Annotated in this window: 18 protein-coding genes; 3 read left to right on the forward strand and 15 right to left on the reverse strand. The window is 53.2% G+C overall.

Features of this window, described 5'->3' with window-relative positions; all coding sequences use genetic code 11:
* The 4 genes from AC1HCM_RS07665 to AC1HCM_RS07680 all read right to left on the reverse strand — a co-directional run.
* A partial coding sequence (locus tag AC1HCM_RS07665) for a hypothetical protein (protein ID WP_479461180.1) occupies positions 1-1,603 on the reverse strand: 1,603 nt, incomplete at its 3' end.
* Positions 1,600-2,412, reverse strand: coding sequence for an enoyl-ACP reductase FabI (locus tag AC1HCM_RS07670; RefSeq protein ID WP_479461181.1), 813 nt, complete (start codon positions 2,410-2,412; stop codon positions 1,600-1,602). The genes AC1HCM_RS07665 and AC1HCM_RS07670, both read right to left, overlap by 4 nt.
* 32 nt (positions 2,413-2,444) lie before the next feature.
* Entirely contained in the window at positions 2,445-3,245 is an 801-nt protein-coding gene (locus AC1HCM_RS07675) for a 2-amino-3,7-dideoxy-D-threo-hept-6-ulosonate synthase (protein WP_479461182.1), read from the reverse strand.
* A gap of 4 nt (positions 3,246-3,249) precedes the next feature.
* A complete protein-coding gene (locus AC1HCM_RS07680; protein WP_479461183.1) occupies positions 3,250-3,927 on the reverse strand; it encodes an energy transducer TonB family protein in 678 nt (225 codons plus the stop codon).
* A 43-nt stretch (positions 3,928-3,970) separates the two neighbouring features.
* On the opposite strand from AC1HCM_RS07680, the gene AC1HCM_RS07685 reads away from it, so the two are divergent.
* Both AC1HCM_RS07685 and AC1HCM_RS07690 read left to right on the forward strand, forming a co-directional pair.
* The gene (locus AC1HCM_RS07685) at positions 3,971-4,951 is read left to right on the forward strand and encodes an NAD(P)H-dependent glycerol-3-phosphate dehydrogenase (protein ID WP_479461184.1); all 981 of its coding nucleotides are present in this window, start codon (positions 3,971-3,973) and stop codon (positions 4,949-4,951) included.
* A 128-nt stretch (positions 4,952-5,079) separates the two neighbouring features.
* A complete protein-coding gene (locus AC1HCM_RS07690; RefSeq protein WP_479461185.1) occupies positions 5,080-6,093 on the forward strand; it encodes a potassium channel family protein in 1,014 nt (337 codons plus the stop codon).
* Here AC1HCM_RS07690 and AC1HCM_RS07695 read toward each other — a convergent pair.
* Positions 6,083-7,237 carry an HDOD domain-containing protein gene (locus AC1HCM_RS07695; RefSeq protein ID WP_479461186.1) on the reverse strand — a complete coding sequence of 385 codons (1,155 nt, stop codon included), beginning with the start codon at positions 7,235-7,237 and terminating at the stop codon, positions 6,083-6,085. The genes AC1HCM_RS07690 and AC1HCM_RS07695 overlap by 11 nt on opposite strands.
* Before the next feature lie 24 nt (positions 7,238-7,261).
* Positions 7,262-8,149, reverse strand: coding sequence for a ribosome small subunit-dependent GTPase A (gene rsgA, locus AC1HCM_RS07700; protein ID WP_479461187.1), 888 nt, complete (start codon positions 8,147-8,149; stop codon positions 7,262-7,264).
* A gap of 31 nt (positions 8,150-8,180) precedes the next feature.
* Between rsgA and AC1HCM_RS07705 the strand changes: the two genes are divergently transcribed.
* Positions 8,181-8,507: a hypothetical protein gene (locus tag AC1HCM_RS07705; protein WP_479461188.1), complete on the forward strand. Its 327-nt coding sequence runs from the start codon at positions 8,181-8,183 to the stop codon at positions 8,505-8,507.
* Here AC1HCM_RS07705 and AC1HCM_RS07710 read toward each other — a convergent pair.
* The 9 genes from AC1HCM_RS07710 to AC1HCM_RS07750 form a co-directional block, all read right to left on the reverse strand.
* The gene (locus tag AC1HCM_RS07710) at positions 8,497-9,078 is read right to left on the reverse strand and encodes an anthranilate synthase component II (RefSeq protein WP_479461189.1); all 582 of its coding nucleotides are present in this window, start codon (positions 9,076-9,078) and stop codon (positions 8,497-8,499) included. The genes AC1HCM_RS07705 and AC1HCM_RS07710 overlap by 11 nt on opposite strands.
* 18 nt (positions 9,079-9,096) lie before the next feature.
* Complete coding sequence (locus tag AC1HCM_RS07715) at positions 9,097-9,756, reverse strand: phosphoribosyltransferase (protein WP_479461190.1); 660 nt, start codon at positions 9,754-9,756, stop codon at positions 9,097-9,099.
* Positions 9,753-10,106, reverse strand: a complete 354-nt coding sequence (locus AC1HCM_RS07720) for a hypothetical protein (protein WP_479461191.1) — start codon at positions 10,104-10,106, stop codon at positions 9,753-9,755. Before AC1HCM_RS07720 ends, AC1HCM_RS07715 begins: the two co-directional genes overlap by 4 nt.
* Complete coding sequence (locus AC1HCM_RS07725; RefSeq protein ID WP_479461192.1) at positions 10,081-10,545, reverse strand: TIGR00725 family protein; 465 nt, start codon at positions 10,543-10,545, stop codon at positions 10,081-10,083. Before AC1HCM_RS07725 ends, AC1HCM_RS07720 begins: the two co-directional genes overlap by 26 nt.
* Positions 10,542-11,066, reverse strand: a complete 525-nt coding sequence (locus AC1HCM_RS07730; protein WP_479461193.1) for a Uma2 family endonuclease — start codon at positions 11,064-11,066, stop codon at positions 10,542-10,544. The genes AC1HCM_RS07725 and AC1HCM_RS07730 overlap by 4 nt, the downstream gene beginning before the upstream one ends.
* 24 nt (positions 11,067-11,090) lie before the next feature.
* Positions 11,091-12,902 (reverse strand): aspartate--tRNA ligase, encoded by a 1,812-nt coding sequence (aspS, locus tag AC1HCM_RS07735; protein ID WP_479461194.1) that lies wholly within the window; start codon positions 12,900-12,902, stop codon positions 11,091-11,093.
* Between the two features lie 57 nt (positions 12,903-12,959).
* Entirely contained in the window at positions 12,960-13,274 is a 315-nt protein-coding gene (locus tag AC1HCM_RS07740) for a c-type cytochrome (RefSeq protein ID WP_479461195.1), read from the reverse strand.
* A gap of 44 nt (positions 13,275-13,318) precedes the next feature.
* The gene (locus tag AC1HCM_RS07745) at positions 13,319-13,450 is read right to left on the reverse strand and encodes a hypothetical protein (protein ID WP_479461196.1); all 132 of its coding nucleotides are present in this window, start codon (positions 13,448-13,450) and stop codon (positions 13,319-13,321) included.
* On the reverse strand, positions 13,447-13,775 hold a 329-nt coding region (locus AC1HCM_RS07750), incomplete at its 5' end, for a hypothetical protein (protein WP_479461197.1). The genes AC1HCM_RS07745 and AC1HCM_RS07750, both read right to left, overlap by 4 nt.

A 13,775-nucleotide genomic window follows, 5' to 3' on the forward strand; every position in this document is an offset into this window, starting at 1 on the left:
ACAGAAACCTCTCTATCCTCAGGTGAGGCTTCTTCATGAGCCTCCCAACCCTTACACCCGGGTCAAAGGGCTGGCTCTCCTCATAGGAGGAGGGGACAAAGACAACGTCGTCCGCTATGTTTGAGCTCAGCTTAACCTTCAGCTTCGCTCCCCCTATCTCTATGACTTCTTCAACACCGAGCTTTTCCCTCGTCCTCTCGTTCATGTAAGCGAACTGCTCCCTCTCAATATCGTGGGTCCAGGGGTTCCAGTGCCCGAGCTCGTCAACGAGGGTGCTGTCACAGACAAGGAACACGCCCTCCTCTTCTGGAGCCTCTTCGCTGTAGCTTTCCAGCTCCTCAATGTAGGGCATATCTATGTCCGCCCCACCCTCAGCCTCCTTTACATCCTCAGCCTTAAGCCCGAGCTCCCTCAGAAGGGATCCCTCATCCCAGCCAACTCCAAGGGCGCTGTTGAGGAGCTCGTGAAGTGAGAAGGACCCCGGTGGCGGGGTGAGAACGGCGGGGGAGTGGGCTACAAAGCCAAAGCCGTTTCTGAAGTAAAAGAGCTCCCTTTCGGGAAAGAGCTTTACGGGGACTACGAGCTGGGAGCTGTTGGCGGTAAGGTTGGGGAAGATGGATAGACTTAGGACGGGCTTATGCTTGAGAACCTCAAGCTCCCTGTCACCCATGTACATCGCCGGGTTTCCTGTGAGGAGGAGCCAGTCAGCCTCCCTGAAGTCCTCAAGGAAATCTCCGAGCTCCTTGGTGGGAAGGGGTGATAGGTTCCCTACTATACTGTAGTTCACCCTTGTCTTTCGCCTTATCCTCTGGAGGGAGCTTAGGACACCCTCTCTCCAGGGACTTCTGAGCAGGGTCTCACCTATGAGTATCAGGGAGTTCTCTATGATGGAGAAGGAGCGGGCAAGCCTGTGAACCTCTTCCCCATAGGGACTATCAACGCTCTCCCCTTCTAAGGAGCGGGCTATTTCCTCAAGGAACTTGACAATAAGGGGAGGCTTGAGGAGGAGCCTTCTACTCGCCTTGGTGGAGGTAGTGCCGTACCTGGAGGAGACAGCAACTATGTAGGCTGACCTCTCAAAGGCGTCAACGAGCCAGCGGGTTGCCATGACCTCCGAGAAGACGGTCTCACATTCAAGAGCTAAGATCACCCTCTGCTCCCTCCACTCCTGAGGTCTTAAGGTTGTAACCCTGAAGGGAAGGTAGAGGGAGTCGGAGTAAACCCTATCAGTTAGCCTGTAAGCTGAGGAGAGGTCCATCAGGTCCGTATAGCGGTCAAGGAAGAGGAGAGGCTTTCCCTTCCTATTTTTTATCCAATCAAGGACGCCTTCGGCGTTTATGCTTAAAAACCTGTCTCCCTCTCTCAGGAGGGGCTCCTTCACCCTCAGGGGGCTCTTTGTCGCTTCCTGAATCAGGGTTATCCCCTTGGTGCAGAAGCTCCCTACACCGTTGGGGTCGTGGGGATGTCCGTAGAGGTCCGTTAGCTTATCCCCTTTGAGATAAGCTATGTAGCCGCAGGCACACCCGCACCCGGCGCATACTCCGCACCTTACGCAATCATGCTCCTTAGCGGTCAGGGGAACGTTGGTTGGCTTGAGGCTCACTTCTTCAGGACCTCTTCCTTTATCTCCTCTTCCCTTCCGAAGACCCCCATTATGTGGTAGCCGTTGTCCACGTGAACCACCTCACCCGTTATCCCCCTTGACCAGTCACTGCAGAGGAAAAGGGCTGTATCACCCACGTCCTCTATGGTTATAGCCCTGCCGAAGGGGTTCACCTTTGTGGTGTGCTCCATAAGAAGGTGGAAGCCTGTTATGCTGTAAGCTGCGAGGGTCTTGACGGGTCCCGCGGATATGGCGTTTATCCTGTGACCCTTCATCGCTATATCGTAGGCGAGATACCTCACCGTGCTCTCAAGGGCAGCCTTGGCGACTCCCATGACGTTGTAGTGGGGGACTACCTTCTCCGCACCGTAGTAAGAGAGGGTCACTATGGCGCCGTTCCTTCCCTCCATGAGGGGGAGAAGCTCTCTCGTCATGGCTATGAGCGAGTAAACGGATATGTCCATCGCTATCTTGAAGCCTTCCCTGGAGGTATCTATAACACCGCCCTTGAACTCCTCCTTGGGTGCGTAGGCTATGGAGTGGACCAGTATGTCCAGACCTCCCCAGCTCTCCCTGATGAAATCCCTGAGCTTGATGATGTCTTCGTCAAGGGAGACATCGCACTTGAAGGTCAGCTCGCTCCCAAACTCCTTCGCTATCTCCTCAACCCTCTTCTTCAGCTTGTCGTTGGCGTAGGTGAAGGCGAGCTGGGCTCCCTCCCTGTGGAAGGACTTGGCTATACCGTAAGCGATGCTTCTCTCGTTGGCTATTCCCGTTATAAGCGCCTTCTTCCCTGAAAGAAGTCCCATTTAATACCTCCCGGTGGATTTTTATGAAAGAATCAAGACTGTCCGAGTATCTGGAGAGCCTCCTCCACGCTGCCGCCCTCGTGGACTATCTTTGCCATAGCCCTGACCATAAGAGCCGGGTCCTTCGCCTGAAAGATATTCCTTCCTATGGAGAGCCCGGAGGCTCCGGCTTTAACGGCGCCGTAAACCATCTCAAGCACGTCCTTTTCAGACTTCATCTTGGGTCCGCCCGCTATCACAACAGGAATCGGAGAACCCTCCGTGGCGAGCTTGAAGCTCTCGGGGTCTCCCGTGTAGGGAACCTTGACTATGTCAGCCCCAAGCTCAGCGCCTATCCTCGCACAGTGGGCTACTACCTTGGGGTCGTACTGATTCTCTATCTTCGGACCCCTTCCGTAAACCATCGCCAGAAGTGGCATCTGCCACTCCTCACAGGCTCTTGAGATGAGCCCGAAGTCTCTGAGCATCTCCCTCTCCATATCAGCACCTATGTTGACGTGTATGGAAACCGCATCCGCCCCGAGCCTTATGGCTTCCTCAACCGTGCAGACAAGGACCTTATCGTTCTTTGAGGGAGAGAGGTCCGTTGAGGCTGAAAGGTGGACTATGAGCCCTATATCTCTGCCTCCTCCCCTGTGTCCCGCCCTTACCATCCCCTTGTGGAGGACTACAGCGTTAGCACCACCCTCCGCGACTCTGTCAACGGCGAGCTTTATATCCTTTATCCCCTCTATGGGACCCGAGCTGACCCCGTGGTCCATCGGGACTATTATCGTTCTCTTGGTAGTTCTATTTACTATCCTCTCAAGCCTTACCATCTTTCCAATGCCCATAGGCTCAACCTCCTTGGAACCTGAAGGTTATCTCTCCCACCTGCACTTCCTCGTCCCTTACCTTCTCAAACCTTATACCCCTCACATAGGAGAGCAAAGTACTATCTATATTAACATTTCCGCTCCTCTGGAGGAGGATGGCTTTGACGACCCTCCCGTCGGGGGAGACCCATATCCTCACCCTCACCGCGCCGGGAAACTCGGAGGCTATCAGCTCTGGGACCGGAGGTGTGTAAACTATATCCCTCGTCCCTCCCTTTATCTTTAACTCTCCCTTCGTCAGCACCGCCGATAATATCCCTACCTCCTTCTTTCTCTCCTCCTTCTTCTTCAGCCTGCTCTCTATCTTCTTCTGGAGCTCCGCCAGGACCGAGACGTCCTCTTCCTTCTGAACGGGAACCTTCACATCCCCCTTCTCGTGAGCTTTAGTTACCGTAGCTCCCACCCTCCTCTTCCTTGCGGAGCCCCTGGTTACCCGCCCTACGGTTTTCTTTGCCACCGACTTTGCCTTGACGATTGAGCGTTTCTTTTTGGGCTTCTTTACAACGAGTTCCTTTATCTCAACCCTGAGGGGGTATATCTCGGGGACCTCCCGAACCTTGACTATAAAGACTGTGCTCAGAAAGGAAAGGAGCAGGAGGTTTATAAGTGCTGATATCACCCAGTAGAGGAGCTCTTCCATCGCACTTTTCAACATCTTTTCCCAATAGTATAATCCTGAAGGTATGAGGTTTGCTATCCTCGGCGGGGGAAGATGGGGTACAGCCTTAGGCTCACTCCTGTCCAAGAAGGGTGAGGAGGTTCTCATATACGACAGGAACGAGGAGGTTGTCTCCGCCATAAACAGAGGTCTTCATCCCTACCTTGAGGGCATCAGGCTCGTGGGCAGTATAAGGGCTACGGTTAGACTTGGAGAGGTGGAGGACTACGATAACCTAATCTGCGCCCTCCCCACACAGGTCGTCCGCTCCGTCTTCTCTTCAATAGGGCTAAAGGGAAAGAGGGTTATAAACGCCTCCAAAGGGATTGAGCTCAGAAGTCTCAAGAGGGTGAGCGAGGTTCTCAAGGAGATTGAGCCTGAGGTGGAGGTCTTCGCCCTCTCTGGTCCATCCTTTGCTGAGGAGGTGTCTAAGGGTCTCCCAACGGCTGTGGTCCTTGCTTACGAGAGGAACAGGGAGCTCGCTCAGAAATACCAGAGGAGCTTCAACTGTGAGAGCTTCAGGGTTTATCTGAACGATGACCTCGTAGGTGTTGAGCTCGGAGGAGCCCTCAAGAACGTGATAGCCATCGCCTGCGGTATATCCGACGGGCTCGGATTCGGTTACAACGCCAGAGCTGCCCTTATAACGAGGGGTCTCGTAGAGATGACCCGGATAGGGGTGAGGCTCGGCGCGAGGAAGGAGACCTTCTTCGGTCTGTCGGGTGCTGGAGACCTGATCCTTACGGCAACCTCCGACCTCTCAAGGAACAGGACCTTCGGTCTCCTTCTGGGGAAAGGTTACAGCCCTGAGGAGGCTCTCAAGAAGATAGCTCAGGTGGTTGAGGGGGTCAAGACGGCAGAAGCCCTCGCAAGGCTCACCCGTAAGGAGAACATATACGCACCGATAACCGATGCGGTTTACAGGGTCGTTACCCTTCGGGAGAGTCTTGACTCCGTTCTTCGGGAGATGCTCCTTCGCTCTCCGAAGGATGAGTTTTCTCTATGAGCTCCCCGTAGTAGAAGTACTCCCCACAGTTGTCACACCTCCATATTCCCCCGCCACAGCACTCTATTATCTCCAAGAGATGACCACAGAAGGGACAGCACTCCATACCGATATACTAAAGATAGGATATGTACGAAGAAAGCAAAGGGTTTGTCAAAAAGGTATGGAAGCTCCTTTCCTTCTATGTCGGAGTCCTTCTCCTGTCCAGTCTTATATTCGCATGGCTTGAGGACTGGAGCTACTTTGATGCCCTCTACCAGATAGTGATAACCGTTTCAACGGTGGGATTTGCAGAGATAAACGAGGTGAGCGATGTGGGTAGGGCTTACCTCATGGGAATTATTGCATTTCAAACGGGTTTCTTCGTTTACGTTGTCTCCCAGCTTTCCTATCTGATAGCGGAGGGGAAGCTGCTTGAGATACTCAGGTACAGGAGGTTAATCAAGATGCTTGAGGACATGAAGAACCACACGATAGTGGTAGGACTTGGAAGGACAGGCTTTGCCATCACTGAGGCTCTCAAGAACCTCGGGGAGAGGGTTGTCGTGATAGAGACGGACCAAGAGAGGATAAGGAGGTTCAGGGAGGAATTTCACGGGGTGCCAGTCATTGAGGGCGATGCGAAAGAAGAAGAGCTCCTGAGGCTGGCGGGTATAGAGAGGGCAAGGAGGCTTCTCGTTAACACATCCTCCGATAGCGAGAACATGTTCATAGTCGTAACAGCAAAGAGCATAAATCCTGACCTCTTCATATCCTGCAGGGTTATTGACCCTAAAAACGAAGAGAAGCTCAAGAAGGCGGGGGCAAACCTGACCTACGTTCCCGAGATTGTGAGCGGTAGGTCTGTAGCCATCTCCGTGATAAAACCGGAGCTGACCCGCTTCATAGGCGATGTCCTGCTCTCGGAGGACTCACCCTATCTCCTTGAAACTATCAGGATAGGAGAGGGCTCTCCAGCCTTGGGGAGAAAGATAGGCGAGGTATTCAAGGAGGAGGTCTTTGGAGTTCTCCTCGCCGTTATGAGGGAAGGGAAGTTCATAGTCAGTCCGCCCAAGAGCATGGAGCTGGAGGCAGGAGATGTCCTCATCGTCCTTGGAAGCGTTGAACAGATTGAGAACGCCATAAGCTCCCTCACGACATGAAGGTTGCAACGCTCTCCTTGGCATACTCTTTCAGCTTCTCAAGCTCCTCCTGACCTATGCCGAGGCTCTCGGCATACTTTTCAAGCTCCTCACTCTCAAGGAGGTCCAGAAGCCTGAGGTAGGGCTTTAAGCTCTCATCTCTGTAAAGCTCTGTTATCTCCTCGGGTAGCTGTATTGAACTGAAGAAGACCTCCGGTCTAACTCCAAAGGCTGGAGGCATTCTGTAGAAGAGGCCGGCGAGGAAGAGCCTGTCCCTGCTAACACCATTCAGTCTCTGAGCAAGGCTCTCCAAGAGGAAGGCGTTGAAGAGCATGTTCTTTATGAACTCCACGAAGCTTGGGTCCTGACCGAAGAACTGGGACATCCATACCGCTATCAGGAACTTCTTGAGGTTCTCAAGCCCTAGGTAGTTTATGGCACTCTTTATTGACTCTATCTCCTTTCTGTGGGGAAAGAGGGGGGAGTTGACGTACTGAAGGAGCTTGGTGACGAGGGCTGGGTCTCCCTTTATCGTGTCTGCGAGGGCATCAACGGAGGCATCCTCGGATATCATGCTTATGAGCTTGGAAACGGCAGCCTGGAGGTGCTTCAGGGTGTTCACCACGAGGACGTCTTCGTACTCCCCTTCACAGCTGAAGTCGCACCCTGCTAAGAGCTCTCCGCATCCGATAGTCAGCAGACCCTCCAGCTTTGGGACAGACTCTTCGCAGTAAAGGTAGGTGAAGAACTCTCTGTACTCGCTGAAGATTTCCCTGTTTGCCGAGAGCAGCTTTTCGTGCAGGGAGAAGAGGAAGCCACTCTCCTGATAGTGCGGGAAGAGCTCTTTGAGAGCACTCATGTGCTTGCCTGTCAGAGCCTTCCGGGGAAGGGTCAGATTTAGTATGAACTTTGTCCCGTTGAGCACATCAATCATAGACCTTGAGACGAGCATATCAACGGGCACGTCCACCAGCCCTCTCCTGTTACCCAAGAGCTTCTCCTCCACCTCAGGGGAGTAGTTGGCAACGAGGTGGAGCAAGAGGCTGTTCCTGTCCACCGGCTTTCTGTCCTCCTCCCACTTGTCAATCCATATCTTGAAGAAGGCTATGTCCTCGTAGGAGTCCCTTACGTTCTGCCTCTTGAATGTGAATGAAGTGAGCTTCACCGTCATCATTCACCCCCAATCTATCTAATCGCAGATTTCCTTCAGCTCTTCAAGATACTCCCTTATCATCTTCAGATAGCTCTTGTACCTCTCACAGCTTACCTCTCCCTCACGGAGGGCGGACTTAACACCGCACCCCGGCTCCCTCGTATGGGTGCAGTCCGGATACCTGCACTCGTATCTCAGAAACTCCCTGAAGTACTTCCTCACATCCTTCTTCCTCACAAACTGGAGAACCTCAACCCTTGAGAAACCCGGCGTGTCCCCGATGAAGGAGCCATCGCCGAAGGGTATAAGCTTGACCCCTGTGGTGGTATGTTTCCCCCTCTCGGTCTTCTCACTCACCTCCCCTGTTCTCAGTTCCTCACCCGTGAGCCTCTTCAGTATTGAGCTCTTCCCAACGCCAGAGGGTCCTGCGAGGATACATATCTCACCCTTAACGAGCTCAACGACCTTCTCAAGCCCCTCGCCCGTACGGGCACTCACGTGGACAACCTCATAACCCGCATCGTCGTATATGCGGGTCCACCTTTTCAGCTCCTCCCTCCCCTCTTCATCCAAGAGGTCAACCTTGTTGAAAAGAACCACCGGCTCACAGCCGACGTGGTCGTAAACCACGAGGAGGGAATCAAGCAGGAAGTTATCAAAGTCCGGCTTGCGCACAGTCATAACGCATATCACCCTGTCAACGTTGGCTATAGGAGGTCTTATCAGGAGGTTCTTCCTATCCTCAACCCTCTCTATGGCAAAGAGCTCTCCCTCAACCACCTCTCCCTCAACCCTGTCCCCGGCGAATATCCTCGCCCTTTTGAGGAGCTTCCCCCTCGGAACACCCCTGAAGTATCTCCCCCTCTTGGGCGCGAAGACCCTTATGAGCTGAGCCTCCCTCTCTACAACGAGACCTCTTTCCACCACCGTACCCCTACACTATTCTATATTCTTGATGATAGACAAGTCCGAGCTTGACGATGAGCTTCTGAGGGAGATTGCGAACGTTGGAGGAGGCTACGGAGCGAAGATAGAAAGGTGCATGAAGGAGATGGAGAGGCTAAGGAGGGCTGTAAAGTACCTTGAGCGCAGGATTGAGCGGGAGAAGGGGACGCCCCTCCTGTCCATGAGGCTTGCCATCAAACTGAGGAGGAGGTTCTACGCACTGAGGGATGAAGCCATCAAGCATAGGGGATACCTGATAATCTACAGGGAGGCTCTTGGACTCCTCAGGCACAGGGAGGTCTTTGAGATATACAGCATAGAATCTATCAAGCTCTGACTGGGACGAGCTCCAGGAAGTTCTTCAGGATGTCCATCCCGTGCTCTGACAGAACCGATTCGGGATGAAACTGAACCCCGTAGACGGGGAAATCCCTGTGCTGGATACCCATTATCTCATCGTCCTCGGACCAGGCTGTTATCTTCAGCTCCTGTGGGAAGCTCTCCCTCTCTATGACGAGGGAGTGGTACCTTACCGCTCTGAAAGGGTTGGGTATGCCCTTGAATATCCCCTCTCCCGTGTGGTGTATGGTTGAGACCTTTCCGTGCATCAGCCTCTTTGCCCTCACTATCCTCCCGCCGAAGGCTACACCTATTGATTGGTGTCCCAAACACACGCCCAGTATGGGCGTCCTCTTATAAAAGTGCCTGATAACCTCAACGGAGATTCCAGCCTCCGCGGGTGTGCAGGGACCGGGTGATATGACTATGCAGTCGGGGGATAGCTCCTCAATCTCACTCAGGCTCGTCTGGTCGTTCCGCTTCACCACGACCTCAGAGCCAAGGCTCCCGAGATACTGAACCAGATTGTAGGTGAAGGAGTCGTAGTTGTCTATCATTAGGACCTTCATGGGAAATAAATATAAACTCTAAGGCTCAAAGAGACCGCTTTTCTTAGCCTCCTCTATGTATCTCATAGCCTCTTCATCAGAGAGCTGGTGGAAGTCTCTGTAGAACATGCCCACCGCAAAGCTTATTCCCCCAGCCTGGTGGTGACAGTAAAACTCATCCGCATACCCCTTGAACCTCTTGGCGCTTCCCTCCGGACAGACGGGTACCGCTACTATCACCTTCCTTGCTCCCCTGCGCTTCGCAAAGCCGGCTGCCGCTATGGCTGTGTAGCCCGTGGCTATCCCGTCATCAACTATTATCACCGTCCTGTCCCTGAGGTCCGGGTAGCCCTCAGGGAGGAACTTCATCTCTCTGTTCCTGAGCTCCTCAAGCTCCCTCTTGGCTACTTCGTTTATGTCGTCTGCACTGAGCTTTGCGTAGCTGACGAGCTCCTCGTCAAGGTAGGTGACCCCGTCCGAGTCTATGGCACCGAAGCCAGCCTCCTCGTTCCACGGGAGCCCGAGCTTTCTCACCACGACTATGCTCATGGGGATTCCAAGCTCTTTGGATAGGGTGTAGGCAACGGGTATCCCACCCCTCGGTATAGCGAGTATCAGGGGTCTCTCTTCAGTCTTGATCTTTTCCCTGAGAGCCTCAGCCAGTATCCTTCCGGCTTCTTCTCTGTTTTCAATTATCATACGAGCCTTTGGAAGAGAGAGTTTATGCTGTCAAGCTTTCTGTAAGCTTGGACAACAACGTAACTGAGCTGGTCTCCCTCCGCTATGGTCAGGTCGTAGAGGATCGAGCTCACGTCCTTGAGGACCTCGTAGAGGGTTGTGTAGAGCTCCTCGCTTAGCTTCTTCTGGGGGTTGGGTATCTCCTTCACTACCTCCTGGGCTGCGTTGGTGACAGCCTTGAGATGTTTGGCTAAGGAGAGTATCTCGTAGTCGTTCCTGTATATGTCCACAACGTCGTTGTATCTCTCCTCAATCTCAGAAAACATGCTCCTGAAGAGCATCTCCTCAAGGAAGCCTATATCCTGACCCATAAAATTCCTCCACCTTCCCAATAATTTCGTCTGGGCTGTCCACTTTTTCAATCCCTTCTATGTCATGAGTTTTGAAACCTACCACGTGCTTGCCTAGTATCAGGGCGTAGGCTATCTCGGAGAGAGTCCCCCAGTGCCCCCCTATGGCTACGACCATATCACCGCTGGCTACTACTATGGGGTTTCTGTTCCAGCCCATACCAGTGTTTATCTTTATATCAACGTAAGGGTTCGCCTCCTTGCCCTCGTAGGATGGCATTATTCCTATGGTGAGACCTCCCTCCTCCTTAGCTCCTTTGCAGACAGCCTCCATAACACCCGTCCTACCTCCGCAGACAACCGCTATCCCCCTCTTGGCCAGCTCTCTGCCTACGAAGTAAGCGGTTTCGTACTCCTCCTTGTTTGAGTTGGAAGAGCCTATCACGGAGACGATCCTCATGATAGGACTTCCGATAGCTTCACCCTCAGACCGGGAAGAAGCTCAAGCTCTTCTTCAAAGGAGTATATCTTAGCCTCCCTCTTTCCCTTCTCAAAGAGGGTGGACTGCTTGAGCTTGGGGTCTACGAGGAGGACCCTGTCAACTCCAGTCCTCAGATAGTCCCTGACCTTCTCCTCTACCTCTGTGTAGGTGTTTGAGGGCGAGACTATCTCAATGACGAGCTCTGGCGGAACCTCAAGGATGCCCTTGGGTCTTTCTCCAGCCCTCTCCTTGCTTATGTAAACAACATCCGCCGAGCGTATCCTCAGGGGGTCCTTGCTGATGAGAATACCAACCTCCCCAACCGCAACGTAGCCCCTTCCCTTCAGTGCTTTCCTCAAGAAGGTTCCAAGCTCAAGTTCATACTCCCCGTGCTCAAAGCCTGTAGGAGACAACTCCACCACCTCCCCGTCTATAACCTCGTAGTTCCCCTCGGGCAGTTTGCTCAGCTCTTCGTAGCTTATCTTCTCCTTCAGCTTCATACCACTGATTATAGGTTCTCTCTCCTACTCAACAACCTTTATATGAACCTCTTTGAGCTGTTTCGGCATGACGTAGTCGGGGGCGGAGGTCAGCATGCATATCCCCTTCTGGGTCTTGGGGAAGGCTATGACGTCCCTTATGGAATCAAGCCCCCTCATCAGAGCAACGAGCCTGTCAAGCCCGAAGGCAAACCCTCCGTGGGGAGGTGCCCCAAACTTCAGAGCCTCCAAGAGGAAGCCGAACTTCTCCTGAGCCTCCAGCTCTCCTATGTTGAGTAGCTTGAAGACCACCTCCTGAAGGTCGGTGGTGTGAATACGTATTGAGCCCCCACCTATCTCCTCTCCGTTCAGGACGAGGTCGTACGCCCTTGCCCTTACCGAGTGAACGAGGGCTTTCTTTTCCTCAAGGTCCTCAGTGTTGAGAGCCTGCTTGAGCTTCTCTAAATCCTCCTCCCTCGGAGAGGTGAAGGGATGGTGCAAGGATACAAACCTGCCCTCCTCCTCGTCCCACTCCATGAGGGGAAAATCAACCACCCAGAGGATGTCCCAATCGTCCTCCTCCACGAGGTTGTAGCTCCTTGCAAGCTCAAGCCTTAGAGCCCCCAGAACCTTGTACACCATCTCCTTGCTGTCGGCGGAGAAGAAGATAACATCGCCCTCCTGGGCGTCCGTCCTCTTCAGGAGGCTGTCGGTCTCTTCCTGGGAGAAGAACTTAACTATCGGAGACACAAGCTTTCCAGCCTCAACCTTTATCCAGGCGAGCCCCTTTGCTCCCAGCTTCTGAACGAACTTCGTTAGGTCATCTATCTCCTTCCTTGAGAGATTGCTCTTCTTGAAGTTTATAGCCTTGATTATCCCCCCCTTATCAATAACAGACCTGAAGACCTTGAACTCTGTATTCCTGAAGATGTCGGTAAGCTCTATAAGCTCAAGACCGAACCTCCTGTCGGGCTTATCGGTCCCGTAGCGCTCCATAACCTCAGAGTAAGAGAGCCTCTCAAAGGGTCTCTTGAGCTCCACACCCAAGAGCTCCCTGAAGAGGTGGGCGATTAGACCCTCCGCCACATCCATAACATCCTCTTCCCTAACGAAGGACATCTCGTAATCTATCTGGGTGAACTCGGGCTGTCGGTCAGCCCTGAGGTCTTCGTCCCTGAAGCACTTGACTATCTGGAAGTACTTGTCAAAGCCGGCCACCATGAGTATCTGCTTGAAGAGCTGGGGAGACTGGGGCAGGGCGTAGAACTTTCCGGGATGGAGCCTTGAGGGGACTATGAAGTCCCTCGCCCCTTCGGGGGTTGACTTTGTCAGAAAAGGGGTCTCTATCTCCACAAAGCCTTCCCTGACAAGGTAGTTCCTGACAGCCTGATAGAGCCTGTGCCTGAAAAGGATGTTCTCCTTCATGGAGAACCTTCTCAGGTCTATATACCTGTAGCGGAGCTTCAGCTCCTCTCCCACCTGAGTCTCTTCCTCAACAGGAAAGGGAGGAGTTTCTGAGGTGTTGAAGACCCTGAGCTCGCTGACGAGAACCTCAACGTAGCCTGTCTTGAGCCTGGGGTTCTCCGTCCCTTCAGGTCTCCTCCTCACCTTACCTCTTATGCCTACAACCCACTCGGGTCTTATCCTGTCAGCTCTCTCATAGACATCGGGGCTGGTCTTCTCCTCTATTACCGCCTGGACTATACCCTCCCTGTCCCTGAGGTCAATGAATATGACCCCGCCGTGGTTCCTTACCCTGTGAACCCAGCCACAGAGCCTCAGCTCCTTACCTTCGTCCTCAAGGGATACCTCTCCGCAGTACTTATCTCTCTTGAAATCACCCAATGGGTCTATCATGGGGGAATATTATAGGTGGAAATGTAAGCAGGGGGCGGGGGAGCACCCCCGGAGTTATCACTTGTGGCTGAGTATAAAGTCAGCGAGGGCGTTGAGCTGGTCTTCGGGAAGGTTCTTTACCATGGTGAGCTGAGCCTTCATTATGGCAGCCTTTGCAGGGTCAACTATAGCTGGAGCCTGACCCTTGAGAAACTTAACGAGCTGGTCTTTCTTTTCGGCGTAAGCCTTGGCTATCTTCTTCAGGGCAGGACCGACCGTGTCAGCGTTGGGCTGGTGGCAGGATGCACATCCCTTTGACTTGAATATGGCAGCTCCGTCTGCGGCGAAAGCCATTCCACCTGCGAGGACCATCATGGCGAGCAGTTTCCTCATGTCCGCACCTCCATTTAAGGAAATTCTAATAAAATGATACCACATCAGAGGAAGTCCCACACGTCAACGTCACCACCGCTTGGTGCTCTAATATCGCCCGAGGCAACCCTCTCATAGGCTGTAGCCCTCCCTATGCCTATGCTTGAGCCTGTTATGAGGACTACCTTCCCTCTCACTTCTTCCCTTCTTCATCCAGGGGCGTGCACCTGTTCACATCTCCAAAGCAGTCGGGACAGAGGTCAAAGAAGACGAGCAGTCCGAGACCACCCAGCATCATGTTTACCTGAGTTATCACGAGGTTCTCCTGCCTGTCGGGCAGTATCTGGGAGTGCTCCAGCTCCTTACCGCAGGCTGTCTTGTTCTCCGCATCCCCAAGCCTGTGGAACTGGAAGACGAGCCTCTTCGTTCTCCTGCACTTCATCCATCTTGGTGTGAGGTCAAGGATGACGAAGTTTATCTGAAGGTTCTCATCCGCAAGCTTGGCTTTCTCCATAAGCTTCT

It is taken from the genome of Hydrogenivirga sp. (assembly GCF_056450045.1).